Source organism: Enterobacter sp. ECC_219_Taxon_10 (assembly GCF_058354905.1).
Window position 1 is genome coordinate 4485448 of sequence record NZ_CM178005.1, and the last position, 25263, is coordinate 4510710.

Annotated in this window: 23 protein-coding genes; 9 read left to right on the plus strand and 14 right to left on the minus strand. The window is 57.0% G+C overall.

Annotation, left to right across the window (positions count from 1 at the left end; genetic code table 11):
• The first annotated feature begins 185 nt into the window (after positions 1–185).
• Positions 186–1370: an MFS transporter TsgA gene (tsgA, locus tag AC4ICF_RS21465; protein WP_316380254.1), complete on the plus strand. Its 1185-nt coding sequence runs from the start codon at positions 186–188 to the stop codon at positions 1368–1370.
• A gap of 3 nt (positions 1371–1373) precedes the next feature.
• On the opposite strand, the gene AC4ICF_RS21470 is transcribed toward tsgA, so the two are convergent.
• A complete protein-coding gene (locus AC4ICF_RS21470) occupies positions 1374–2690 on the minus strand; it encodes a cytosine deaminase (protein WP_302221013.1) in 1317 nt (438 codons plus the stop codon).
• A gap of 239 nt (positions 2691–2929) precedes the next feature.
• Here AC4ICF_RS21470 and nirB point away from each other — a divergent pair, with 239 nt between their 5' ends.
• From nirB to cysG, 3 genes are all read left to right on the plus strand, one after another.
• Positions 2930–5473, plus strand: a complete 2544-nt coding sequence (gene nirB / locus AC4ICF_RS21475; RefSeq protein ID WP_320719759.1) for a nitrite reductase large subunit NirB — start codon at positions 2930–2932, stop codon at positions 5471–5473.
• Entirely contained in the window at positions 5470–5796 is a 327-nt protein-coding gene (gene nirD, locus AC4ICF_RS21480; RefSeq protein WP_116342682.1) for a nitrite reductase small subunit NirD, read from the plus strand. Before nirB ends, nirD begins: the two co-directional genes overlap by 4 nt.
• A 135-nt stretch (positions 5797–5931) precedes the next feature.
• Positions 5932–7305, plus strand: a complete 1374-nt coding sequence (cysG, locus tag AC4ICF_RS21485; RefSeq protein ID WP_316380252.1) for a siroheme synthase CysG — start codon at positions 5932–5934, stop codon at positions 7303–7305.
• Between the two features lie 108 nt (positions 7306–7413).
• Here the strand turns inward: cysG and trpS are convergent, their stop codons facing one another.
• The 12 genes from trpS to AC4ICF_RS21545 all read right to left on the minus strand — a co-directional run bounded on the left by trpS (position 7414) and on the right by AC4ICF_RS21545 (position 17382).
• Positions 7414–8418, minus strand: coding sequence for a tryptophan--tRNA ligase (trpS, locus tag AC4ICF_RS21490; RefSeq protein WP_116342686.1), 1005 nt, complete (start codon positions 8416–8418; stop codon positions 7414–7416).
• Positions 8411–9172, minus strand: coding sequence for a phosphoglycolate phosphatase (gph, locus tag AC4ICF_RS21495; protein ID WP_116342688.1), 762 nt, complete (start codon positions 9170–9172; stop codon positions 8411–8413). Before gph ends, trpS begins: the two co-directional genes overlap by 8 nt.
• Positions 9165–9842: a ribulose-phosphate 3-epimerase gene (gene rpe / locus AC4ICF_RS21500; protein WP_024907923.1), complete on the minus strand. Its 678-nt coding sequence runs from the start codon at positions 9840–9842 to the stop codon at positions 9165–9167. The genes gph and rpe overlap by 8 nt, the downstream gene beginning before the upstream one ends.
• A gap of 41 nt (positions 9843–9883) precedes the next feature.
• Positions 9884–10696, minus strand: a complete 813-nt coding sequence (dam, locus tag AC4ICF_RS21505) for an adenine-specific DNA-methyltransferase (RefSeq protein WP_166712515.1) — start codon at positions 10694–10696, stop codon at positions 9884–9886.
• A 67-nt stretch (positions 10697–10763) separates the two neighbouring features.
• Complete coding sequence (gene damX / locus AC4ICF_RS21510; RefSeq protein WP_316380251.1) at positions 10764–12065, minus strand: cell division protein DamX; 1302 nt, start codon at positions 12063–12065, stop codon at positions 10764–10766.
• Between the two features lie 92 nt (positions 12066–12157).
• Positions 12158–13246: a 3-dehydroquinate synthase gene (aroB, locus tag AC4ICF_RS21515; protein WP_116342694.1), complete on the minus strand. Its 1089-nt coding sequence runs from the start codon at positions 13244–13246 to the stop codon at positions 12158–12160.
• 57 nt (positions 13247–13303) lie between these two features.
• On the minus strand, positions 13304–13825 hold the full coding sequence (gene aroK, locus AC4ICF_RS21520) for a shikimate kinase AroK (RefSeq protein ID WP_003861630.1): 522 nt from the start codon (positions 13823–13825) through the stop codon (positions 13304–13306).
• Positions 13826–14111: 286 nt separating this feature from the next.
• Positions 14112–15350 carry a DNA uptake porin HofQ gene (hofQ, locus tag AC4ICF_RS21525; RefSeq protein WP_316380250.1) on the minus strand — a complete coding sequence of 413 codons (1239 nt, stop codon included), beginning with the start codon at positions 15348–15350 and terminating at the stop codon, positions 14112–14114.
• On the minus strand, positions 15262–15666 hold the full coding sequence (locus tag AC4ICF_RS21530; RefSeq protein ID WP_163330650.1) for a HofP DNA utilization family protein: 405 nt from the start codon (positions 15664–15666) through the stop codon (positions 15262–15264). The genes hofQ and AC4ICF_RS21530 overlap by 89 nt, the downstream gene beginning before the upstream one ends.
• On the minus strand, positions 15656–16111 hold the full coding sequence (locus AC4ICF_RS21535; RefSeq protein WP_316380249.1) for a HofO family protein: 456 nt from the start codon (positions 16109–16111) through the stop codon (positions 15656–15658). Before AC4ICF_RS21535 ends, AC4ICF_RS21530 begins: the two co-directional genes overlap by 11 nt.
• A gap of 3 nt (positions 16112–16114) precedes the next feature.
• A complete protein-coding gene (locus AC4ICF_RS21540) occupies positions 16115–16609 on the minus strand; it encodes a PilN domain-containing protein (RefSeq protein ID WP_316380248.1) in 495 nt (164 codons plus the stop codon).
• Positions 16606–17382, minus strand: a complete 777-nt coding sequence (locus AC4ICF_RS21545; RefSeq protein ID WP_491466132.1) for a DNA utilization protein HofM — start codon at positions 17380–17382, stop codon at positions 16606–16608. The genes AC4ICF_RS21540 and AC4ICF_RS21545 overlap by 4 nt, the downstream gene beginning before the upstream one ends.
• Positions 17383–17502: 120 nt before the next feature.
• Between AC4ICF_RS21545 and mrcA the strand changes: the two genes are divergently transcribed.
• The gene (gene mrcA / locus AC4ICF_RS21550; RefSeq protein WP_116342705.1) at positions 17503–20055 is read left to right on the plus strand and encodes a peptidoglycan glycosyltransferase/peptidoglycan DD-transpeptidase MrcA; all 2553 of its coding nucleotides are present in this window, start codon (positions 17503–17505) and stop codon (positions 20053–20055) included.
• Between the two features lie 88 nt (positions 20056–20143).
• Here the strand turns inward: mrcA and nudE are convergent, their stop codons facing one another.
• A complete protein-coding gene (nudE, locus tag AC4ICF_RS21555) occupies positions 20144–20704 on the minus strand; it encodes an ADP compounds hydrolase NudE (protein ID WP_008503041.1) in 561 nt (186 codons plus the stop codon).
• 322 nt (positions 20705–21026) lie between these two features.
• Between nudE and AC4ICF_RS21560 the strand changes: the two genes are divergently transcribed.
• From AC4ICF_RS21560 to hslO, 4 genes are all read left to right on the plus strand, one after another.
• On the plus strand, positions 21027–23162 hold the full coding sequence (locus AC4ICF_RS21560) for an intracellular growth attenuator family protein (protein ID WP_163330646.1): 2136 nt from the start codon (positions 21027–21029) through the stop codon (positions 23160–23162).
• 67 nt (positions 23163–23229) lie between these two features.
• Positions 23230–23913 carry a GMP/IMP nucleotidase gene (gene yrfG / locus AC4ICF_RS21565; protein ID WP_014885534.1) on the plus strand — a complete coding sequence of 228 codons (684 nt, stop codon included), beginning with the start codon at positions 23230–23232 and terminating at the stop codon, positions 23911–23913.
• Positions 23910–24311, plus strand: a complete 402-nt coding sequence (hslR, locus tag AC4ICF_RS21570) for a ribosome-associated heat shock protein Hsp15 (RefSeq protein ID WP_316380247.1) — start codon at positions 23910–23912, stop codon at positions 24309–24311. The genes yrfG and hslR overlap by 4 nt, the downstream gene beginning before the upstream one ends.
• 18 nt (positions 24312–24329) lie before the next feature.
• On the plus strand, positions 24330–25214 hold the full coding sequence (gene hslO / locus AC4ICF_RS21575; protein ID WP_161495995.1) for an Hsp33 family molecular chaperone HslO: 885 nt from the start codon (positions 24330–24332) through the stop codon (positions 25212–25214).
• The last annotated feature ends 49 nt before the right edge of the window (positions 25215–25263 follow it).

Here is a 25263-nt window from a genome sequence, read left to right on the forward strand (position 1 = left end):
AATTGAAACAATTATTACTGCGCAAACGATTGGTTAGACCGTCACTTAATGTGATTTAGATCACATTAAAACCTGCAATGACATAATCATTACCCTTAAAAGATAGGAATGGATCACTTTAGCGACTAAAATCTGCCCGCTCTCAGCGCCCCTTCGGCGCTTTTCTTTTTCTGAACAGGCCAGACATGACTAACAGCAATCGCATCAAGCTCACATGGATCAGCTTTTTCTCCTACGCCCTTACCGGCGCGTTGGTGATCGTCACCGGGATGGTGATGGGAAATATCGCAGACTACTTCCAGCTGCCCGTTTCCAGCATGAGTAATACCTTCACCTTCCTCAACGCGGGGATCCTGATCTCTATCTTCCTGAATGCCTGGTTGATGGAAATTGTCCCGCTGAAAACACAGCTGCGCTTTGGCTTTGTGCTGATGGTCGCCGCCGTGGCGGGCCTGATGCTGAGCCACAGCATTGCACTGTTCTCCGCCGCCATGTTCGTGCTTGGTCTGGTTAGCGGGATCACCATGTCGATCGGTACGTTCCTGATTACCCATATGTATGAAGGCCGTCAGCGCGGCGCGCGCCTGCTGTTTACCGACTCCTTCTTCAGCATGGCCGGAATGATTTTCCCGATGGTCGCCGCCGTTCTGCTGGCGCGCAGCATTGAGTGGTACTGGGTATACGCCTGCATCGGCCTCGTCTACGTGGCGATCTTTATCCTGACCTTCGGTTGTGAGTTCCCGGTGCTGGGCAAGAAAGCGCAAACTACTGCAGAGCCCGTCGCGAAAGAGAAATGGGGCATCGGCGTGCTGTTCCTCTCCATCGCCGCCCTGTGCTACATCCTGGGCCAGCTGGGCTTTATCTCCTGGGTACCGGAATACGCCAAAGGCCTGGGCATGAGCCTGAACGATGCGGGTAAACTGGTGAGCGATTTCTGGATGTCTTACATGTTCGGCATGTGGGCGTTTAGCTTCATCCTGCGCTTCTTCGACCTGCAGCGCATTCTGACCGTGCTCGCAGGCCTGGCGACCGTGCTGATGTACCTGTTCATCAACGGTTCACCGGAGCATATGCCGTGGTTCATTCTGACCCTGGGCTTCTTCTCCAGCGCGATTTACACCTCGATCATCACCCTGGGCTCCCTGCAGACCAAAGTGGCCTCGCCGAAGCTGGTTAACTTCGTGCTGACCTGCGGCACCATCGGCACCATGCTCACCTTCGTGGTAACGGGCCCGATCGTTGCCCACAGCGGCCCGCTGGCGGCGCTGCACACCGCTAACGGTCTGTATGCCGTGGTGTTCATCATGTGCTTCGTTCTGGGCTTTGTGACCCGCCACCGCCAGCACAACGCGACAGCGACGTCTCACTAATCCCTACGCCCCTTTGCGCTCGGCAGAGGGGCTGTTTCTGGCAAAGCTCACCTCTTCTCCCCCGATATCCATCTGGATCCACGTCTGCGCCAGCTGCGTAGTAGCAATCACCCTCCCCTGACGGATTGACCAGCGCACCGGCACCTGGCAGCGCACGGCTTCAAACCCGCTCTCCGCAGGCAGAATAATCAGGTTCGCCGGATTTCCCGTCTCAATACCGTAATCGCTCAGGCCAAAAGTACGGGCGCTGTTATGGGTGATCAGATTCAGGCCGCTGTCGATCTGCGGATAGCCCATCATCTGGCACACGTGCAGCCCCATGTGCAGCACCTGCAACATGTTGCCGGTGCCGAGCGGGTACCACGGGTCGAAGACGTCGTCATGGCCGAAGCAGACGTTGATGCCTGCCTCCTGCAGCTCTTTCACCCGGGTGATGCCGCGGCGCTTCGGATAATCGTCAAAACGCCCCTGCAGGTGGATATTCACCAGCGGGTTAGCCACGAAGTTAATCCCCGACATCTTCAGCAGGCGGAAAAGCCGCGAAGTGTAAGCGCCGTTGTAAGCGTGCATAGCGGTGGTGTGGCTGGCGGTCACCCGCGGGCCGATGCCGGCCTCATAGGCCAGCGCTGCCACTGTCTCGACAAAACGCGACTGTTCGTCGTCAATTTCATCGCAGTGGATATCCAGCGGGCGGTCATATTTCTTCGCCAGATCGAAAGCGATATGCAGCGACTGCACGCCATACTCCCGGGTGAACTCGAAGTGTGGGATCGCCCCCACCACATCAGCCCCCAGTTTTAGCGCCTCTTCCAGCAACGCCGCGCCGTTCGGGTAAGAGAGAATACCTTCCTGCGGGAACGCGACGATTTGCAGCGTCACCCACGGGGCAACCTCCTGCTTCACCTCCAGCATCGCCTTCAGGGCGGTGAGCGTCGGGTCGGAAACATCAACGTGGGTACGCACAAACTGAATGCCGTTGGCAATTTGCCACTTCAGCGTTTTCCAGGCACGCGCTTTCACATCTTCATGGCTGAGCAACGCTTTGCGCTCGGCCCAACGCTCAATGCCCTCAAATAGCGTGCCAGACTGGTTCCAGTTCGGCTCGCCCGCCGTCTGGGTGGTATCAAGATGGATATGCGGCTCAATAAACGGTGGAATAGCAAGCCCGCCGCGCGCGTTCAATACTTCATAACTTTCGGCGTGGGTGTCGTCCATTGGGGTGATGTCACCAAATCGGCCGTTCTCAATGGCAAGCTGCCACAGTCCTTCCCGGCCGGGTAAGCGAACATTCTGAACAAGCCAAAGCGGTGTTGTAGACATTTCATATCCCCTGATAAACGCAACATTGTTTACGCGTATTTTTGTTTAAAAATCCGCCATTGTTTTGTACACAAAATCGACGACATCGAAAAGCCTGCGATTTCCATAACTTATAAAAATCCTGACAAATCAGCCGCATACCCCCTAAGGAGTAGGCGAAGACGTATTTGATTTACATCAATAAGCGCACCTGCTGAATCGTTAAGGTAGGCAGTAATAGAAAAGAAATCGAGGCAAAAATGAGCAAAGTCAGACTCGCTATCATCGGTAACGGCATGGTCGGCCACCGCTTTATTGAGGATCTTCTTGATAAAGCCGATGCTGAGCAGTTCGATATTACCGTGTTCTGTGAAGAACCCCGCAAGGCGTACGACCGTGTGCACCTGTCATCCTACTTCTCCCATCATACCGCCGAAGAGCTCTCTCTGGTGCGCGAAGGATTCTACGAGAAGCATGGCGTAAAAGTGCTGGTGGGCGAACGCGCCATCACCATTAACCGTCAGGAAAAAGTGATCCACTCCAGCGCCGGGCGTACGGTTTTTTACGACAAGCTGATCATGGCGACGGGCTCGTATCCGTGGATCCCACCCATTAAAGGCTCGGAGACTCAGGATTGCTTCGTTTATCGCACGATTGAGGACCTCAACGCCATCGAATCCTGCGCGCGCCGAAGCAAACGCGGCGCGGTGGTCGGCGGCGGTCTGCTGGGTCTGGAAGCGGCTGGCGCGCTCAAAAACCTCGGGGTTGAAACCCACGTTATCGAATTTGCGCCAATGCTGATGGCCGAACAGCTGGACCACATGGGTGGCGACCAGCTTAAGCGTAAAATTGAAAGCATGGGCGTGAAGGTTCACACCAGCAAGAACACCAAAGAGATCGTGCAGGAAGGCACAGAGGCGCGTAAAACCATGCGCTTTGCCGACGGCAGCGAGCTGGAAGTGGACTTCATCGTCTTCTCCACCGGGATCCGCCCGCGCGACAAGCTGGCGACCCAGTGCGGTCTGGCGGTAGCGCAGCGCGGCGGGATCATGATTAACGACACCTGCCAGACTTCCGACCCGGATATTTACGCCATCGGCGAATGCGCCAGCTGGAACAACCGCGTATACGGTCTGGTCGCGCCAGGGTACAAAATGGCCCAGGTCGCCGTGGACCATATCCTCGGCAGCGAAAACGCCTTTACCGGCGCAGACATGAGCGCCAAGCTGAAGCTGCTGGGCGTCGACGTGGGCGGTATCGGCGATGCGCACGGCCGCACCCCGAACTCCCGCAGCTACGTTTACCTCGACGAAAGCAAAGAGGTCTACAAGCGTCTCATCGTCAGCCAGGACAACAAAACCCTGCTCGGCGCGGTGCTGGTGGGCGATACCAGCGACTTCGGTAACCTGCTCCAGCTGGTGCTGAACGCCATTGAGCTGCCGGAAAACCCGGACGCGCTGATCCTTCCGGCCCACGCCTCCAGCGGCAAGCCGTCTATCGGCGTGGATAAACTGCCGGACAGCGCGCAGATTTGCTCCTGCTTCGACGTTACTAAAGGCATGCTGATCTCAGCCATCAACAAAGGCTGCCACACCGTTGCGGCGCTGAAAGCCGAAACCAAAGCCGGTACCGGCTGCGGCGGCTGTATTCCGCTGGTGACGCAGGTACTGAACGCCGAGCTGGCGAAACAGGGCATCGAAGTGAACAACAACCTGTGCGAGCACTTCGCGTATTCTCGCCAGGAGCTGTACCACCTGATCCGCGTGGAGGGCATTAAGTCCTTCGACGAACTGCTGGCGAAGCACGGCCAGGGCTACGGCTGTGAAGTGTGTAAACCAACCGTCGGCTCGCTGCTGGCGTCCTGCTGGAACGAGTACGTGCTCAAACCAGAACACACGCCGCTGCAGGACACCAACGATAACTTCCTGGCGAACATCCAGAAAGACGGTACCTATTCCGTCATTCCGCGTTCCGCTGGTGGCGAAATCACCCCGGAAGGTCTGGTCGCCGTGGGCCGTATCGCCCGTGAATTTAATCTGTACACCAAAATCACCGGCTCCCAGCGTATCGGCCTGTTTGGCGCGCAGAAGGATGATCTGCCGGAAATCTGGCGTCAGTTGATAGAAGCAGGCTTCGAAACCGGCCACGCGTATGCCAAAGCGCTGCGAATGGCGAAAACCTGCGTGGGCAGCACCTGGTGCCGCTACGGCGTCGGCGACAGCGTGGGCTTCGGCGTTGAGCTGGAAAACCGCTACAAAGGCATCCGTACCCCGCACAAAATGAAGTTCGGCGTCTCCGGCTGTACCCGCGAATGTGCGGAAGCGCAGGGTAAAGACGTGGGGATCATCGCCACCGAGAAAGGCTGGAACCTGTACGTGTGCGGCAACGGCGGGATGAAACCACGCCACGCGGACCTGCTGGCGGCGGATCTCGATCGCGATACGCTGATCCAGTATCTCGACCGCTTTATGATGTTCTACATTCGTACCGCCGATAAGCTGACCCGTACCGCTTCCTGGCTGGATAACCTGGAAGGCGGTATCGACTACCTTAAGTCCGTCATCATCGACGACAAGCTGGGCCTGAACGAACAGCTGGAAGCCGAGATGGCTCGCCTGCGCGAGGCGGTGATCTGCGAGTGGACCGAAACCGTCAACACCCCGGCGGCGCAGACGCGCTTCAAACACTTTATCAACAGCACCCAGCGCGACCCGAACGTGCAGGTTGTACCGGAGCGTGAACAGCATCGCCCGGCAACACCGTATGAACGCATTCCGGTGACGCTGGTGGAGGAAAACGCATGAGCCAGTGGGTAAACATCTGCGAGATTAACGATATTCTGCCCGCCACCGGCGTGTGTGCGCTGCTGGGCAACGAGCAGGTCGCCATTTTCCGCCCTCGCCACGATGAACAGGTCTTTGCCATCAGCAATATCGACCCGTTCTTCGAGGCCAGCGTGCTCTCACGTGGACTGATTGCCGAGCATCAGGGTGAGCTGTGGGTCGCCAGCCCGCTGAAAAAGCAGCGTTTCCGCTTAAGCGACGGTTACTGCATGGAAGATGAAAGCTTCTCCGTGAAGCACTACGACGTCCGCGTTAAGGACGGCAAGGTGCAGCTCAAAGCGTAACCCTCCACCTTTTCAATAGGAAAGGCTTATGACCCCTTATGGGTAACGGCAGGAAAAACCGTATGTTCTGTACGATTCCTGCTGTTATCCTGACGTCAATTCTTACCCCCTCCTTGAATGCTGTGAGGTAACGTCGTGGACCACCTGCCGATTTTCTGTCAATTACGCCATCGCGACTGCCTGCTTGTGGGCGGCGGCGATGTGGCTGAACGCAAAGCGCGCCTGCTGCTGGAAGCCGGAGCCCGACTGACCGTCAATGCCCTTACTTTCGCCCCGCAGTTTGACGTCTGGGCTCAGGAAGGGATGCTCACGCTGGTGCAGGGAGAGTTTGATGAGTCCCTGCTGGATACCTGCTGGCTGACCATTGCCGCGACAGATGACGATGAAGTGAACCAGCGCGTCAGCGACGCCTGCGAAGCGCGCCGTATCTTCTGCAACGTGGTGGATGCGCCGAAAGAGGCCAGCTTTATCATGCCGTCGATTATCGACCGTTCACCGCTGATGATTGCGGTGTCGTCCGGTGGACGCTCGCCCGTTCTCGCCCGCCTGCTGCGGGAAAAGCTGGAAGCTATTTTGCCGCAGCACCTTGGTCAGATAGCCCATTACGCCGGGCAGCTTCGCTCCCGCGTGAAGCAAACCTTCTCGACCGTTGGCGAGCGCCGTCGCTTCTGGGAAAAATTCTTTGTGAACGACAGGCTGGCGCAGTCGCTGGCCAATCAGGATGCGAAAGCGGTGGAAGAGACGACCGAGCAGCTGCTGAGCGAGCCGCTGGATCACCGTGGTGAAGTGGTGCTGGTCGGGGCTGGTCCGGGCGATGCGGGCCTGCTGACGCTGAAAGGGCTTCAGCAGATCCAGCAGGCGGATATCGTGGTTTATGACCGCCTGGTCTCCGATGACATCATGAACCTGGTGCGTCGCGACGCCGACCGCGTCTTCGTCGGCAAGCGCGCAGGCTACCACTGCGTGCCGCAGGAGGAGATTAACCAGATCCTGCTGCGCGAAGCGCAGAAAGGTAAGCGCGTGGTGCGCCTGAAGGGCGGCGATCCGTTTATCTTTGGTCGCGGCGGCGAGGAGCTGGAAACCCTGTGCAATGCCGGCATTCCGTTCTCCGTGGTGCCGGGCATAACGGCTGCGTCCGGGTGTTCAGCTTACTCTGGCATTCCGCTCACCCATCGTGATTACGCCCAGAGCGTGCGTCTGGTGACGGGCCACCTCAAAACCGGCTGCGAGCTGGACTGGCATAATCTGGCCGCTGAAAAGCAGACGCTGGTGTTCTACATGGGGCTAAACCAGGCCGCCACCATTCAGGCGAAACTGCTGGAACACGGCATGGAGGCGGATATGCCCGTTGCGCTGGTGGAAAACGGTACGTCAATCAAGCAGCGCGTGGTGAATGGCGTGCTGACGCAGCTCGGTGAACTGGCGCAGCAGGTCGAAAGCCCGGCGCTGATTGTGGTGGGTCGCGTGGTTGAACTGCGCGATAAGCTGAACTGGTTCTCGAATCACTAACGCAGAGATCGGAAGCAAGATGGTATTTGTCGGGTGGCGTCTCCGCCTTACCCGACCTACACGATCTCGTAGGCCGGGTAAGCGTTAGCGTCACCCGGCAAAGCAGGCTTAAGGTTTGCCCACAAACCCAATCGCTTGATACACCGCTTTCAGGGTTTCGGACGCGCGCGCGCTGGCTTTTTCCGCGCCGTCTTTCATCACCTTCTGCAGGAAAGCTTCGTCGTTGCGGTAGCGGTGATAACGCTCCTGCAGCTCGGTCAGCATGCCGGAAACGGCTTCTGCCACTTCACCTTTCAGGTGGCCATACATCTTGCCTTCGAAGTGCTGTTCCAGCTCAGGAATGCTCTGCCCGGTCACGCCGGAGAGGATATCCAGCAGGTTGGAGACGCCCGCTTTGTTCTGCACGTCGTAGCGCACTACTGGCGGCTCGTCGGAATCGGTGACCGCGCGCTTGAGCTTTTTAACGACCGATTTCGGATCTTCCAGCAGGCCGATAACGTTGTTGCGGTTATCGTCAGACTTGGACATCTTCTTGGTCGGCTCCAGCAGCGACATGACGCGCGCGCCGGATTTCGGAATAAACGGCTCTGGCACTTTAAACACGTCGCCATAAAGCGCGTTAAAGCGCTGGGCGATATCGCGGCTCAGCTCCAGGTGCTGCTTCTGGTCTTCACCCACCGGCACCTGGTTGGTCTGATACAGCAGGATGTCAGCCGCCATCAGCACCGGATAGTCGAACAGGCCGGCGTTAATGTTTTCAGAGTAGCGCGCGGATTTATCCTTGAACTGAGTCATACGGCTCAGCTCGCCGAAATAGGTGTAGCAGTTAAGCGCCCAGCCCAGCTGTGCGTGCTCCGGCACGTGAGACTGAACGAAAATGGTGCTCTTCTCTGGGTCGATACCGCAGGCCAGGTACAGCGCCAGGGTGTCCAGGGTGGCTTTGCGCAGCTTCTCAGGATCCTGACGGGCGGTAATCGCATGGAGATCGACGATGCAGTAAATGCAATGGTAGTCATCCTGCATGCTGACCCACTGACGTAACGCACCCATGTAGTTACCAATGGTCAATTCACCTGAAGGCTGTGCGCCACTAAAAACGATGGGCTTAGTCATTATTCAATTCCTGATGTTCACTGTGCGAAAGCCCGAGTGCGGGCAACAAATCTTTGAAGTGGTCGAACACAACGTCCGGCTCACTCAGCGTGATGGCTTCACCGTAGTTGTAGCCATAGGTTAATCCGACGGAAGGACACCCAGCCGCTCGGGCAGCCAGAATATCATTACGTGAATCCCCGACAAAGAGCAGCTCCGCAGGCGTTAAGGATAATTTTCCTGCCACCAGCAACAGTGGTTCCGGATGCGGCTTTTTGTTCTGCACGTCATCCCCGCCTACAATCACGGAGAAGTATTTCGCAATATCCAGCGCCTCCAGCAGCGGCGCAACAAACGGCGTCGGCTTGTTGGTCACCAGCCCCAGCGGGATCCCTTTGGCATGCAGCGCGCTCAAGGTTTCCAGGACGTCCGGGAACAGGAAGCTCCCCTCCTCGACGGTCTCTTCGTAGAAGCGGTCGAACAGCTTACGAAGAATACGCAGCTGCTCATCCTGCGGGATATCGGCGTGATCGACGCTCGGTTTACCCTGCGCGGAACGCTGCGACGCGCGTTCCTGACGAGCCCATGTTAACGCGCGCTCCATCAGGACATCGGCACCGTTGCCAATCCACGTAATAACACGATCTTCGCCCGCAACGGGCAGTTCAAGAGCGTACAACGCCTGGTCTACGGCGCTCGTTAAGCCCGGCGCGCTGTCGACCAGCGTGCCGTCGAGGTCGAATGCCACACCCCGAATTGCCTGCAATTTATCCATGACTTACCTTCGCCAGCTCTCGGCGCATTTCATCAATGACTTTTTTATAATCCGGTTGGTCGAAAATTGCCGAACCTGCAACGAACATATCCGCGCCCGCTGCCGCAATTTCGCCAATGTTATTCACTTTCACACCGCCGTCCACTTCCAGACGAATATCGTAGCCTGACTCGTCAATGCGACGGCGCACTTCGCGCAGCTTATCCAGCGTGTGGGGGATGAACGACTGGCCGCCAAAGCCCGGGTTAACGGACATCAGCAAAATCACGTCCAGCTTGTCCATAACGTAGTCCAGATAGCTCAGCGGCGTAGCCGGGTTAAACACCAGCCCCGCCTTACAGCCGTTCTCTTTGATCAGCTGCAGCGTGCGGTCAACGTGCTCGGAGGCTTCCGGATGGAAGGTGATGATGCTGGCGCCCGCTGCGGCGAAATCTGGCACGATGCGATCGACAGGCTTCACCATCAGGTGAACGTCGATCGGTGCGGTAATGCCGTAGTTACGCAGCGCCTTGAGCACCATCGGACCGATGGTCAGATTGGGAACGTAGTGGTTATCCATAACGTCGAAATGGACGACATCTGCGCCAGCTGCGAGAGCTTTAGCCGTGTCTTCACCCAGGCGGGCAAAATCGGCCGACAGAATTGAGGGGGCAATCAAAAACTGTTTCATCCGCATCTCCTTGAAATGTATTTACCGGCGGGCAAAACGGCTCAGGGGCGATAAAGAGCCAGGAGTTCGTCCACCTTTTTACGTGTGCCGCCGTTGCTGCTAATGCTACGCCGCACCTTAACCTGAAAATGCTTCGCGGCTTTGTACCATTCGCGCGTATCAGGGGTATCGTGATTTGAAATTAACACCGGAATTCTTTTGCTGACCAGCTTTTCCGCCATCTCCGCCAGACGGGCCTGTTCGGCCGGGCTGAAACTGTTGGTGTGGTAGGCGGTGAAGTTCGCCGTCGCAGACAGCGGCGCGTAAGGAGGATCGCAGTAAACCACCGAATTTACGCCTGCCAGTTCCATACACTCTTCATAGGAGAGGCAGTGGAATTCTGCATTCTGCGCTTTTTCCGCAAAGTGATACAGCTCGTCCTGCGGGAAATACGGGCGCTTATAGCGACCAAACGGCACGTTAAATTCACCGCGCAGATTATACCGGCACAGGCCGTTGTAACCATGGCGGTTGAGATAAAGGAACAGCAGCGCGCGGCGGAACGGATCCTGGCTCTGATTAAACTCCGTGCGGAACTGGTAGTAGACGTCAGGGTTGTTGTTCTCTGGGGTAAACAGCTTGCGCGCCTCTTCCACATACTCATCGGTACGCAGCTTAACAATGTTATAGAGGCTGATAAGGTCGCTGTTGATATCCGCCAGGATATAACGAGAAAAATCGGTGTTCAGGAACACCGATCCCGCGCCCACGAAGGGCTCGATAAGACACTCGCCTTTTGGCAGGTGCTTTTTAATATCATCGAGCAGGGGGTATTTCCCCCCTGCCCATTTCAGAAAAGCGCGATTTTTTTTCATGCTGACTAACTGATTACACCTTCTCCGGCTGTGGAGAAAGCTCCGACAGCATCCTGCGCTTTAAACATTACTTCAGATCGGCCTGCACCTGATGAATCGGCTTCGCCCATGGGTTCTTAGCCTGAACATCAGCAGGCAGCGACGCCACGGCGCGTTTCGCTTCATCTTTGGAAGCGTAAACACCGCTTACCAGCACATACCACGGCTGACCGTTACGGGTCGTCTGATAAACCACATAGTTTTTCAGATTCGATTTCTTCGCCCAGCCGTTGAGGTTGTCATAGTTAGACGAACTGCTCAACTGCAGCGTGTAGTTGCTAGATGGCGCAGATTTCAGCGAACCGACGTTGCCAGCGGTTTTACCTGCTGCTGCACTGGAAGCCGTCGCCGTTGCGGCAGGCGCAGCGGTGGCAGCAGGTGCCGTTGTAGTTGCCGTCGCTTTCGGCGCAGTCTGCGTGACTGGCGCTTTAGCTGGTTCGCTTACTGCAGCCGTTTCTGTGCGTTTCGGCTGTGCCGGTGCGGCTTTCAATTCAGGCGCTTTTACCACGGCCTGAGGTTTGGTTTCACGCTTAGGCTCAATGACAGCCTGCTTACGTTCAGGACGTGTTGCAGTTTGCGTCTGGCGCGGCTTGGTTTCCGTTGCTGCAGTCTGCAGCTGAGCGGTAGAACCGTGAATCGGCGCGACGGTTGCAGGTTCAGTTGGCAGCGTAGAGTTAACCACGACGTTATCAACCTGCTGCTGGTTTTGCGGCTGCATCAGCGCATTGTTCAGGTCTCCCTGAACTTCAACACGCTGCTGGCCTTGAGGCGTGACAGGGGCCTGGCCCTGAGCAGGCGTTGACGAAACGGGCGGCAGAGAAACATCCTGCGGCGTCGTTGTGTTGCTGGCAGTCTGCTCAGCAGAAGTGGTACCCGGCGCTGGCTGTGCACCATTCGCCTGATCCGTCGCATCATTACCGGAGAGATTAATGCTCTTCTCTGCGGAGGCGGTTTGTTCGGTTGAGTTGGTGGACGGTGCTTTCAGCGCGGAGCCAATGCCAACAATCAGCAGTACAAGCACCAGAACGCCAAGCCCCATCATGATGTACTGACGGGAGGCCGTTTTTTGCGCAGCGGCTTTTTTACGTTTACGCGGGCGACGCTCTACAGGCTGTTCGTCCATTGAATCTTCTTCGGACTCATAATCCTCTTCTTCTCGCTCATCACGCGCGTTACGGCTGCGCGAAGGGCGACGATCGTCTGCATCCAGATCAACATCGTCAAAGTTGATCTGCGGCTCGTTATCACGTTCTGAAGATTGACGAGAACGACCAGTACGACGATCGCTGGGATCGGGTTTCAGCTCGTCTTCTGGTTTGAATTCATCCATTTAACACCCCACTCAAAGGCTTATGCCTACGTCTTTGCATTTCGCCTGAAGCTAAACGACCACCGGTAACAGTGGCCTGACCTTTCTAGTTGTTACGCCTGCTGGCAATCAGCAATAGCGCCAAGAACGACATCGTGCGACACTCCGCCGCGCACTTCACTCTTCCCTATTGCAAGCGGGAGTACAAGACGCATCTCACCTGCCAATACTTTTTTATCGCGCATCATGTGGGGTAAATACGCTTGCGCCGACATCTCTTGCGGCCCGGTTACCGGCAAACCCGCACGTTCAAGCAGTGCAATGATACGTGCCGTTTCTTCCGGTTTAAACTGCCCAAGGCGTTCAGAGGTGCGGGCTGCCATGACCATGCCGGCCGAGACGGCTTCACCGTGCAGCCAGTTGCCGTAACCCATTTCTGCTTCAATGGCGTGGCCAAACGTATGCCCAAGATTCAGTAAAGCACGTAAGCCCGTTTCACGCTCGTCTGCGGCGACAACTTCTGCTTTCAGCTCACAACAACGACGAATGCAGTATGCCAGTTTCGCCTCATCCAGGCGCAGCAACGCATCCATATTCTCTTCAAGCCAGTTAAAGAACTCGCCATCCAGAATAATGCCGTATTTGATCACTTCAGCCAGGCCAGAAGCCAGCTCGCGCTTCGGCAGGGTTTTCAGACAGTCGAGATCCACCACCACCGACGCAGGCTGGTAGAACGCGCCAATCATGTTTTTGCCGAGGGGATGGTTAACTGCCGTTTTGCCACCCACAGAGGAGTCGACCTGAGACAGCAACGTGGTCGGGATTTGAATAAAACGGACGCCACGTTGGTAGCTTGCGGCCGCAAAGCCGGTCAGATCGCCCACAACACCGCCGCCCAGGGCAAGCAGTGTTGTATCGCGACCGTGCGGTTTTTGCAGCAATGCGGTAAAGACGGTATCGAGCACCGTCAGGCTTTTATACTGCTCGCCATCGGGCAGAATCACACTGTCGACTTTTACGCCTGCCTGCTCAAGCAGGTGGCGTACGCGGTCGAGATAAAGCGGAGCCAGCGTCTCATTGGTGACCAGCATCGCCTGATCACCCGCTTTTAGTGGTAAAAAGGAAGCTGGGTCGTTAAACAAACCAGCCGCGATGGTGATAGGGTAACTACGTTCCCCGAGAGTAACTGTAATCCTCTCCATGACGCGACATCCACCTTTAATGCTTTTACCCGCAGGCGAGTGTATATAAAGCCAGAATCAGTTGCTTTCCAGCATATGAATAATCTGGTTTGCAACCACTTTAGCGCTCTGATCGTCAGTACGAATGGTCACATCGGCAATCTCTTCATACAGCGGATTGCGTTCATCGGCCAACGCTTCCAGAACTTCGCGTGGTGGCGTTTCAACCTGCAGCAGCGGGCGCTTTTTATCGCGCTGCGTACGTGCCAGCTGTTTCTCAATGGTCGTCTCGAGATAGACCACTACGCCACGGGCGGAGAGACGGTTGCGGGTTTCGCGAGATTTCACAGAGCCGCCGCCTGTTGCCAGTACGATGCCCTGTTTTTCCGTGAGTTCGTTGATCACTTTTTCTTCTCGGTCACGGAAACCTTCTTCGCCTTCTACATCGAAAACCCAGCCCACATCAGCTCCGGTTCGTTTCTCAATCTCTTGATCAGAATCGTAAAATTCCATATTGAGTTGTTGAGCTAACTGACGCCCAATAGTGCTTTTGCCGGCACCCATAGGCCCAACCAGAAAGATATTGCGTTTCTCTGCCATTTTATCGGTACTACTAAGACTATTCGTTAATGGTAATCCCCGCTTCGCAGACACCCGGCGTAGCAGGACATGAACTGAAACCTCATATGCAATAGAGCGAGAGTCAGACTAAAAATTATCTCAATACTCCGGCTTGTTTGGCAACTGATTAAATCACCGCGCCGGGCGCATAAGGTAATAAGACGTAAGTCCAACTCAAATCGGTACTCCTTGTATGCTAATTCATGCCCCACGTCAAACATCTGCAACAAACTGAATGCAAAATCATTGCGGGGATCGTTACCCGTTAGTGAATACCGACCAGACGTGGCGTAATAAACACCACTAACTCACGCCGCTCATTATCTTTTCCATCATGGCGAAAAAGCTGTCCCAGCCAGGGGATGTTCCCAAGCCCGGGCACGCTGTCGCTGCCGGTTTTGTTCTTTTGCGAAAAAATTCCGCCCAGCGCCAGCGTTTCTCCACTTTTTACCTCCACCTGGGTTTCTATCTCCTGCTTGTCGATAGCCAGCGTTTCGCCATCGGCCTGCTGCAACACCTGTCCCGGCATGTTTTCACTGATGTGTAACTTCAGGCGCACGCGCCCGCCGGGCAATACTACCGGCGTGACCTCCATTCCGAGTACCGCCTCTTTGAACTCCACCGAGGTCGCCCCGCTTTCACCGCTTGAAACCTGATACGGGATCTCGCTTCCCTGCTTGATGCTGGCCGGTTGCATGTGCGAGGCCAGCAGCCGCGGGCTGGCGATGATATCGACCTGCTGTTTTTGCTCCAGCGCAGAGAGCTCCAGATCCAACAGCCTGCCGTTAATCCGCCCGATGTTAAACCCCACATGCGTGGTAGCACTGGCCACAGAAAGATCGCTGCCAAGCGTCGTGATCTGTCCAACCTTGCCCGCCTCAGTGGCCTCGGCAAGATTCCACTTCACCCCCAACTCACGCAGGCTTTTTTCATTAATGGTGACAATGTGCGCCGCCAGCTCAACCTGCTCGACGGGAATATCCATCTGAGCCGCCCACTGCTGCAGCGCCTCCAGCACCGCCTGGCTATCCCTGACCAGCAGACGGTTAGTGCGTTTGTCGACAGATAAACTCCCCTTTGGACTCAGGAGCGTTTCCGCAGCTTTTTGCAATTCTCCGGCATCCGCATAAGAAAATGGGATGCTTTTTGAGACCAGCGGTGCATCAAGTTGACGACGCGCCCGCTCCTGCTCTAAACGTTCCCGCTGCTCGCGCTGCCATGCCGCGGTATGAACATAAAAAATACCGCCCTCCTCACGCAAAACGAGCCCGGCGCTGGTGACAACCGTCTGTAACGCCTGCCGCCAGGGGACGCGCGTCAGGTTAAGCGAGAGCATGCCGCTGACATCCGGCGATACCACCAGATTACGGTTCTCCTGCGTAACCAGCGCCTGTAGCACCTGAACCACCGGCACGTCATCCACCACCAGCGTGACCGGCTTTGGCACGGCGGCCCACAGCGGGCGGCTGAACGCCAGCAGCAACAGCACTATCCTTAACTTCATTTTTATCCTTTCCTTCTCGTTGCCACGCCCATTCTTCGGGATCGCATGTGTCACCCACATCAACAACCAGTTCCGTTTCATTGATGGCCGTTATCCGCCAGCCCGCCGGGAAACGTTCCTGCGCTTTCAGGCGATGCCAGCGCCGTTGCCCATCCTGTAAAATGCCAACGCGCTGCTGCCCTCCTACCATTCCGCGGTAGTGCCACTGTGCCAGCTCGGCTGTGGCGCAGGGGTCATCCGGCGGGCGAAAGGGATCGCGCATGCCGGTCAACAGCAGCGCCGAGCAAACCAGCAGATATCTCGCGCTATTTCGCATGTTCCAGCTCCAGCCGCAGGCGTAACGCCGTACTTTGTGGCGAAAGCGTAAAAGCAGCGACCCATACATCCCGCTGCGCCAGCCGGGAAAAAAGAGAAGGGATCGCCTGCCACTCCGCCTCCAGCGCCAGTTCACCGCCGTTCTGCAACGGCTTCCAGTGAAGGAGCCTTGTGCCCTCCCCCTGAAAATCGAGCGGTGAAAAGGGCTTTAGCTCCAGTGCCGTCCGGGTTTGCGGGCTAAACGGCGCCTGACTGGCGTTGGGCCACAGCGACGCGTTAGTCCGCGCGGCCTGGATCAACTGCTGCTGTCGCTCCGCACACTGCTGCTCTACTGGCCGGAGTAATAGGCCCGATGCTGCCAGCCCCATCAGGAGAATAGCCAGCCCCCCGCAGACCAGCCGACACCAGGGACGACTTTCACACCAGCGTTCTAACAAGGTGTCCACGCGTTACCCCTCGCTTTTCAGGTGCAGAGTGAACATCCAGCGCCCCTGGCTATCCTGCCGGAGTTCCCCCTCTGGCCCGGTCGTAAAGCCGTCTATGTGCCCCAGCCCATTACGTAAGGCAGAGAGCGCCGGCAGGGTCGTGGCATATCCGATCAACATCAGAGCTGGAGGCTGATAACGCAGCTCTGTCAGCCAGACCTGCGCAGGCATAGCGCCAGAAAGTGTCTCCAGCACCCGTTGCCATGCGCGGCGCGGCGGCGTGCCAGCAGGTTTCTGCGCCTCTGCTGTGGGTCGCTGGCGAGACACAAGGCCACGCTGCACGGACTGCGTACCCGCCAGTTGAGCCTGTAGCGCGCGCAGCGTTACCAGATGGTTCATCCTTACGCTAAAAACGGCCAGCAGCATGAGCAGCAATGCGCCGGCAAACACGCCGCCCCAGAAACGCAGGCATCGCGCGCGCCGCTGCTGACGCCAGGGCAGGAAGTTGGTCATGTTCATTCAGGCACCTCGCTCATGGCCAGCGCCAGCGCGACGGTATAGTCAGCCCCGCATTCGGGAAGAAGCGCATGCCAGCGCTGCAGCGTTTCCCATGGGGTTCGTTCGGCATCAAAGAGCGCGATGTCGTTCTGGCTGAGAGCCAGCAGCGCCGCCAGCTCAGTGACGTTTTCTGCTTCAGCGGTATAACGACGCCCCCACTGATGGCGCATGGCCCACAGCCATTGATGCGCATCCCGCCAGGCGACGCACTGCGTCGGCGCTACCGCAGGCAGCAGGTTCGCCAGCGCGCTGGCATCCGGAGTGATGGTAGCCAGCCGCAAACGTAGCGTTTTCGCCAGAGTCAGAAGCGTTTCAACCTCTTTGTTTTGTGCAGCAGTCACGTGGAACGTATTGCTGAAGGTGTCCTGGGTGTAGTCGAAACAGAGGGACTCTGCAGACATCTCCAGTTCGCGCGAGAGCGCCGCCCCCAGCCACGAGAGCTGCTCGCTGTCGCGCAATGCAAGTGCTGGACGGGGCAACGATTTTTGCAGAGTCCGTGCAGCAGGGAAGGAGAGAAACACCCGGTGGTAGTGCGGTAGCGCTTTCCGCCAGCCGCGTAAGGCATCGGCCAGCGCTTCTGGCTGACAAATTTTGCCGTCACGAATGATGCCTTCGGCCAGAGGAATGGCCCACCAGCGGCGTAAGCACCAGCCGCCTCTCTCCCGGGCCAGCGCCGCAATCAGCACCCTATCCTGTTGAATATGCACGCCCGTTTGCCATGTTTTGAAAGCCATGCTTCACGATCTCCTTATCGCCCGTCGCCTTGACGGCTATATCAATGAATCAGGCTTGCCTTTATACTACCGCGCGATTGTTTAGAAACTGCCCAAGTGAAACCAAATGGGAAATCTCCGGTGAAGTTCGTAAAGTATTTATTCATCCTTGCAGTCTGTTGCATTCTGCTGGGAGCAGGCTCGATTTACGGTTTGTACAAATATATTGAGCCACAGCTACCTGATGTCGCCACGCTCCGCGATGTGCGCCTCCAGATCCCGATGCAGGTCTATAGCGCCGATGGCGAACTGATGGCGCAGTATGGCGAGAAGCGTCGTATCCCGCTGACCTTAAACCAAATACCCCCCGTGATGGTGAAAGCTTTTATCGCCACAGAGGACAGCCGTTTCTACGAGCACCACGGTGTCGATCCGGTGGGGATTTTCCGTGCCGCAAGCATTGCATTGTTCTCCGGTCATGCCTCCCAGGGGGCGAGTACCATTACGCAGCAGCTGGCGCGTAACTTCTTCCTCAGCCCCGAAAAGACGCTGACACGTAAGATCAAAGAGGTGTTCCTGGCGATCCGTATTGAGCAGCTGCTGAGCAAGGACGAGATCCTTGAGCTGTACCTCAATAAAATCTACCTGGGCTACCGTGCCTATGGCGTGGGGGCTGCCGCACAGGTGTACTTCGGTAAGCCTGTTGAGCAGCTCACCTTAAGCGAAATGGCAACCATTGCCGGTCTGCCAAAAGCGCCCTCTACGTTCAACCCGCTCTACTCGCTCGATCGCGCCACCTCACGTCGTAACGTCGTCCTTTCACGTATGCTGAGCGAAGGCTATATCAGCCAGAGCGAGTACGACCAGGCGCGTAACGACGTTATTGACGCCAATTACCACGCCCCTGAGATCGCTTTCTCTGCCCCTTATCTGACCGAAATGGTGCGCCAGGAGATGGTGAGTCGTTATGGCGACAAGGCCTATGAAGACGGCTATCGCGTGTACACCACCGTCACCCGTAAAGTGCAGCAGGCGGCTCAGGACGCGGTGCGCAATAACGTGATGGACTACGATATGCGTCATGGCTATCGTGGCCCGTCGAACGTGCTCTGGAAAGTGGGTGAGAGCGCCTGGGACAGCAAAAAAATCACCAGCACGCTGAAAGCGCTGCCAACATACGGTCCGCTCCTTCCAGCCGTGGTCACTCAGGCCGATCCTCAGGAAGCCGTTGCGACGCTGGCGGACGGCACGTCCGTTTCCTTGCGTATGGACGGTATTCGCTGGGCGCGTCCATACCGTTCAGACACCCTGCAGGGGCCAACGCCGCGCAAAGTGACCGACGTGGTACAGACCGGGCAGCAGATCTGGGTACGCAAGGTTGGCGATGCCTGGTGGCTGGCGCAGGTACCGGATGTCAACTCGGCCCTGGTCTCTATCAACCCACAGAACGGGGCGGTAATGGCGCTGGTCGGCGGGTTCGATTTCAACCAGAGCAAATTTAACCGCGCCACGCAGGCCCTGCGTCAGGTCGGTTCCAACATCAAACCGTTCCTCTACACGGCTGCGATGGATAAGGGACTGACCCTTGCCAGCATTCTTAACGACGTGCCAATCTCCCGCTGGGATGCCGGTGCCGGTTCCGACTGGCAGCCGAAGAACTCCCCAGCGGAGTACGCCGGTCCAATTCGTCTTCGTCAGGGTCTTGGGCAGTCGAAAAACGTGGTGATGGTGCGTGCCATGCGCGCGATGGGCGTCGACTATGCGGCAGAGTACCTGCAGCGCTTCGGCTTCCCGGCGCAGAATATCGTTCGCACCGAGTCGCTGGCATTAGGTTCAGCCTCCTTTACGCCGCTTCAGGTCGCGCGCGGATACTCGGTGATGGCTAACGGCGGCTTCCTGGTTGACCCGTACTTCATCAGTAAAATCGAGAACGACCAGGGCGGCGTGCTGTTTGAAGCGAAGCCGAAAATCGCCTGCCCTGAGTGTGATATTCCGGTCATTTACGGCAATACGCCGAAATCCGAGGTGCTCGAAAACAAGGACATGGAAGACCCTGCCGTGTCTCAGGAGCAGCCGAATATCGTCTTACCGCAGCCGCAGCTGGAGCAGGCTAACCAGTCGCTGGTGGCGCAAACCGGCGCGCAGGAGTACGCCCCGCACGTTATCAACACGCCGCTGGCGTTCCTGATCAAGAGCGCGCTGAACACCAACATCTTCGGTGAACCGGGCTGGCAGGGTACCGGCTGGCGTGCAGGGCGCGATCTGCAGCGCCACGATATCGGCGGTAAAACCGGGACAACCAACAGCTCGAAAGATGCGTGGTTCTCCGGCTACGGGCCGGGCGTGGTGACGTCGGTCTGGATCGGTTTCGACGATCATCGCCGTGATTTAGGCCGTACCACGGCATCCGGCGCGATTAAAGATCAGATTTCCGGCTACGAAGGCGGCGCCAAAAGCGCGCAGCCGGCCTGGGATGCCTACATGAAATCCGTTCTTGAAGGCGTGCCGGAGCAGCCGCTGACGCCGCCGCCGGGCGTGGTGACGGTCAATATTGACCGCAGCACCGGTCAGCTCGCAAACGGTGGTAATAGCCGCGCCGAATATTTCATTGAGGGCACGCAGCCAACCACGCAGGCGGTGCACGAGGTGGGAACGGAGATTATTGATAACGGCGAGACGCACGAGCTGTTCTGACAACAAAGCAAAACGGCAACCTCGGGTTGCCGTTTTTGTGTTTGCTCCCTCTCCCGTGGGAGAGGGTTAGGGTGAGGGCATCAGGCCACTACAGTCTCCCCTGCCCCTTCAGCCACTCCCGGACCAGGAACAGCGCGCTCACGTTGCGCGCCTCGTTAAAGTCAGGGTCTTCCAGCAAATCCATCAGGTGCGCCAGCGGCCAGCGAACCTGCGGCAGCGGCTCCGGCTCGTCTCCCTCAAGCGATTCAGGATAGAGATCTTCAGCCACCACGATATTCATTTTGCTGGAAAAATAAGACGGTGCCATGCTCAGCTTTTTCAGGAACGACAGCTCGTTCGCACCAAAACCCACCTCTTCTTTCAGCTCGCGGTTTGCCGCTTCAAAGACCGTTTCGCCCGGATCGATGAGCCCTTTCGAGAACCCAAGCTCGTAAGATTCCGTCCCCACGGCGTATTCGCGGATCAAAATCAGATGATCGTCGACGATAGGCACAATCATAACCGCTTCGCGCGAGGAGGGTCGCATACGTTCATAAACACGACGCACACCGTTGCTGAACTCCAGGTCCACACTCTCGACATTAAACAGGCGCGATTTAGCGACAGTTTCAACATTCAGAATGGTGGGTTTTTGTAGTGGTTTGCTCATCTTGATGGGGTCTTAGCAGTGTGAACTGGCTTTATTGTGCGATATGCCGCACGGTTTCGGCAATGTCAATCGTTCTTTATTTACATTTATGCAACGTAGCAGGGATCAATCCTCAATTCAAAACAAATGTCAAGAGGTTGAAATGTTTCCAGGAATTTGCTGATATCGCGCCATGGCAGGCTTTGCTATCATCACCGGTCACTGGGATGCGCTTCAGAATGCTCAAGTTCGACTCCATACTTGCCGATAGCCAGCCACAGATTCTCATTCAATGTAAAGGTGCTACTGACTACACCTGTAAGATAAGTAAGATGGGGAAAGCATGAGCACCATTTTGATTGTTCTCGCTGCTATGCTGGTCAGCGCATTGATTGCAGGGTGGCTGTACAGGCGACGCGTACAGCGTCGCTACCGGCTGCCCTTTTTAAATGCCTTCGCGGGTGCGACAACCCGTAAGCTCACGCAAGACGAGCGCGATGCAGTTGAAAACTATCTCGAAACGCTGAACCGTTCTCAGTTAACGCCTGGGCCGACGGGAGCCACCGCTGCGCCTGTCGCGCTTAAGCTGAACGCGCAAAGTGACACCGTGCTCTGCGTGACGCGCTCCATCACGCGCTACGGCATTACGACTGACGACCCCAACAAGTGGCGCTACTACCTTGATTCCGTTGAGGTGCATCTGCCCCCTTCCTGGGAGCAGTACATTAACGACGAAAACAGCGTTGAGCTGATTCACACCGATTCGCTGCCGCTGGTGATCTCGCTCAACGGCCATACCCTGAATGACTATCTTCACGAAGCCCCGCGCTTTGCGCTGGAGCGCACGAGCTCAACGCAGGCCTCTATTCGTGGTGAAGAGACCGAGCAGATTGAACTGCTGAATATTCGTCAGGAAACGCATGAAGAGTACGCTCTGAGTCGTCCGGACGGTATTCGTGAAGCCATCCTGATCGTTGCCGCTTTCCTGCTCTTTTTTGTCTGCCTGCTGACGCCGGACGTCTTTGTCCCGTGGCTGGCGGGTGGCGCAGTGTTGCTTCTGGCGGCCGGGTTGTGGGGACTCTTTGCCCCGCCGACCAAAACCTCGCTGCGGGAGATCCACTGCCTGCGCGGCACGCCAAAGCGCTGGGGCCTGTTCGGTGAGAACGATCAGGAGCATCTCAACAATATTTCACTCGGTATTATTGACCTTATCTATCCGCGCCACTGGCAGCCGTGGATTGCGCAGGATTTAGGGCAGAAAACCGATATTGATATCTACCTTGACCGCCACGTTGTGCGTCAGGGGCGCTTCCTGTCTCTGCATGATGAAGTGAAAAATTTCCCGCTTCAGCACTGGCTCCGCAGCACGGTCATCGCCGGCGGCGCCGGGCTGGTGTTTATCATGCTGCTGCTTTTCGTGCCGCTGGATATGCCCATCAAATTTACCCTTTCGTGGATCAAAGGCGCGCAGACCATCGAGGCGACCAGCGTCAATCAGCTCGATGAAGCGGGCGTGCGGGTGGGCGATACGCTGCGCCTGAAGGGCACCGGGATGTGTAACATCCATACTCCGGGGGCGTGGAACACGCGCCAGAACTCGCCGTTCATGCCGTTCGACTGTTCGCAAATTATCTGGAACGACGCGCCGCCGCTGCCGCTGCCGGAATCTGAAGTGGTGAATAAAGCCACGGCGCTGACCCAGACGGTTAACCGCCAGCTGCACCCGAAACCGGACGATGACTCACGCGTCAGCCCCGCGCTGCGTTCCGCCATTCAGAAATCAGGTATGATTCTGCTGGATGATTTTGGCGATATCGTTCTGAAAACCCAGGATTTATGCTCCACGCAGGATGAGTGCGTACGCCTCAAAAACGCGCTGGTTAACCTCGGGAACAGTAAAGACTGGGACTCGCTGGTGAAACGCGCCGAAGCGGGACGACTGGATGGCGTCAACGTGCTGCTGCGTCCGGTCAGCGCGGAGTCGCTGGATAACCTGGTCGCGACGTCGACATCGCCGTTTATGATGCGCGAAACCACCCGGGCGGCTCAGGCGCTCAACAGCCCGGCGCCGGGCGGCTTTGTGATTGCAAGCGATGAAGGCAGCGACCTGGTCGATCAGCCTTACCCGCAGGTTGCGCTTTACGACTACCCGGCGCAGGAGCAGTGGAGCCAGTTCCAGCGCCTGGCGCAGATGCTGATGCAAACGCCGTTCAGTGCCGAAGGGATTGTCACAAGCATCTACACAGACGCTAATGGCACCCGCCATATCGGCCTGCACCGGATGCCGGACAGCGCAGGATTGTGGCGTTACATTGGCACCTCTCTGCTGATGGTCGCCATGCTGATCGCCATTTTCTGGAACGGTTTTATGGCGCTGCGCCGCTACCAGCGCTCGCGAACGCGTCTGGCTGAGATCCAGCAATATTACGAGAATTGCCTCAATCCTAAGCTGATCCCCTCCTCTGAGAGCCTGATCTGATAACGTCGTTGCGCGACAAGATGTGCTACCCTGTCGCGCACGTTTCTTCTGGCTGGAGTTCCCCCCTATGCATCTTGATATCGACTGGCAGCAGGTCGACACCGTTCTGCTGGATATGGACGGCACGCTGCTCGATCTCGCCTTTGACAACTATTTCTGGCAAAAGCTGGTGCCGGAAACCTATGGTGAACAGCAGGGCATCTCCCCGGCAGAAGCGCAGGCGTTCATTCGTTCGCAATATAGCGCGGTGCAACATACGCTAAACTGGTACTGTCTGGACTACTGGAGCGAGCGCCTCGGTTTGGATATTTGTGCCATGACCACCGCCCAGGGACCACGCGCCGTGCTGCGCGAAGATACGGTTCCATTCCTGGACGCGCTGAAAGCCAGCGGCAAGCGCCGTATTTTGCTTACTAACGCGCATCCACATAACCTGGCCGTGAAGCTGGAGCACACGGGGCTGGCGTCGCACCTTGATTTATTACTTTCTACCCACACATTTGGTTATCCGAAAGAGGATCAGCGGTTGTGGCATGCGGTGAAGGAAGAGACCGGCCTGCAGCCGGAACGCACACTGTTCATTGACGACAGCGAGCCCATTCTGGATTCCGCGGCAACGTTTGGCATTCGCTATTGTCTGGGTGTTACCAATCCTGACTCTGGCCTGGCTGAAAAACGCTATCTGCGCCATCCGGGGCTGAACGACTACCGCCAGATGATCCCCTCACTAACCGTGAAGGAGACGCCATGAAAGAAAAGCCCTCAGACGGGGTAAGACTGGATAAATGGCTGTGGGCAGCCCGTTTTTATAAAACGCGCGCCCTTGCCCGCGAGATGGTTGACGGCGGTAAAGTGCATTACAACGGCCAGCGCAGCAAGCCGAGCAAGCTGGTTGAGCTGAACGCCACCTTAACGCTGCGCCAGGGCAACGACGAACGTACGGTAGTGATTAAAGGCATTACCGAACAGCGACGGCCCGCATCGGAAGCCGTACAGCTTTACGAAGAGACGCCTGAAAGCGTTGAAAAGCGCGAGAAAACCGCGCTGGCGCGCAAAATGAATGCGCTGACCATGCCCCACCCGGACCGGCGACCGGATAAAAAAGAGCGCCGCGATCTGATGAAATTTAAACACGGTGAGAGCGAGTAACCCTCACCCGCACGAGAGATGAAAATGGCCCAACACGACCAATTACACCGCTATCTGTTTGAACAATTCGCCGTGCGCGGCGAGCTGGTCACCGTATCCGAAACCTGGAAACAGATTCTGGAAAACCACAACTACCCGCTGCCGGTGAAGACCCTGTTGGGCGAACTGCTGGTTGCCACCAGCCTGCTGACCGCGACGCTGAAGTTTGCCGGCGATATCACCGTGCAGCTGCAGGGTGACGGCCCGATGACGCTGGCGGTGATCAACGGCAATAACCAGCAGCAGATGCGCGGCGTAGCGCGCGTTCAGGGCGACGTGCCTGAAAATGCAGACCTCAAAACGCTGGTGGGCAATGGCTACCTGGTGATCACCATCTCCCCGGAGGAAGGTGAACGCTATCAGGGCGTGGTCGGTCTGGAAGGCGATACCCTGGCAGCCTGCCTGGAAGACTACTTCATGCGCTCCGAACAGCTCCCAACGCGTCTGTTCATCCGCACCGGTGAAGTGGACGGCCAGCCTGCTGCGGGCGGCATGCTGCTCCAGGTTCTGCCTGCGCAGGACGCACAGACCAATGACTTTGAACACCTGGCGACGCTGACCGAAACCATCAAAGCGGAAGAGCTGTTCAACCTGTCGGCGACCGACGTGCTGTGGCGTCTGTATCACGAAGAAGAAGTGACCGTGTACGATCCGCAGTCCGTGGAGTTTAAGTGCACCTGCTCACGCGAGCGCTGCGCTGGCGCACTGAAAACCCTGCCGGATGAAGAGATCGACAGCATCATGGCTGAAGACGGCGAAATTGATATGCACTGTGACTACTGCGGTACGCACTACGTGTTCAATTCGATGGATATCGCTGAGATCCGCAACAACGCCTCCCCGGCGGATCCACAGGTTCACTAAACCTCTTTCCCCCTCACCCTCTCCCCAAAGGGGAGAGGGAACGTGAACC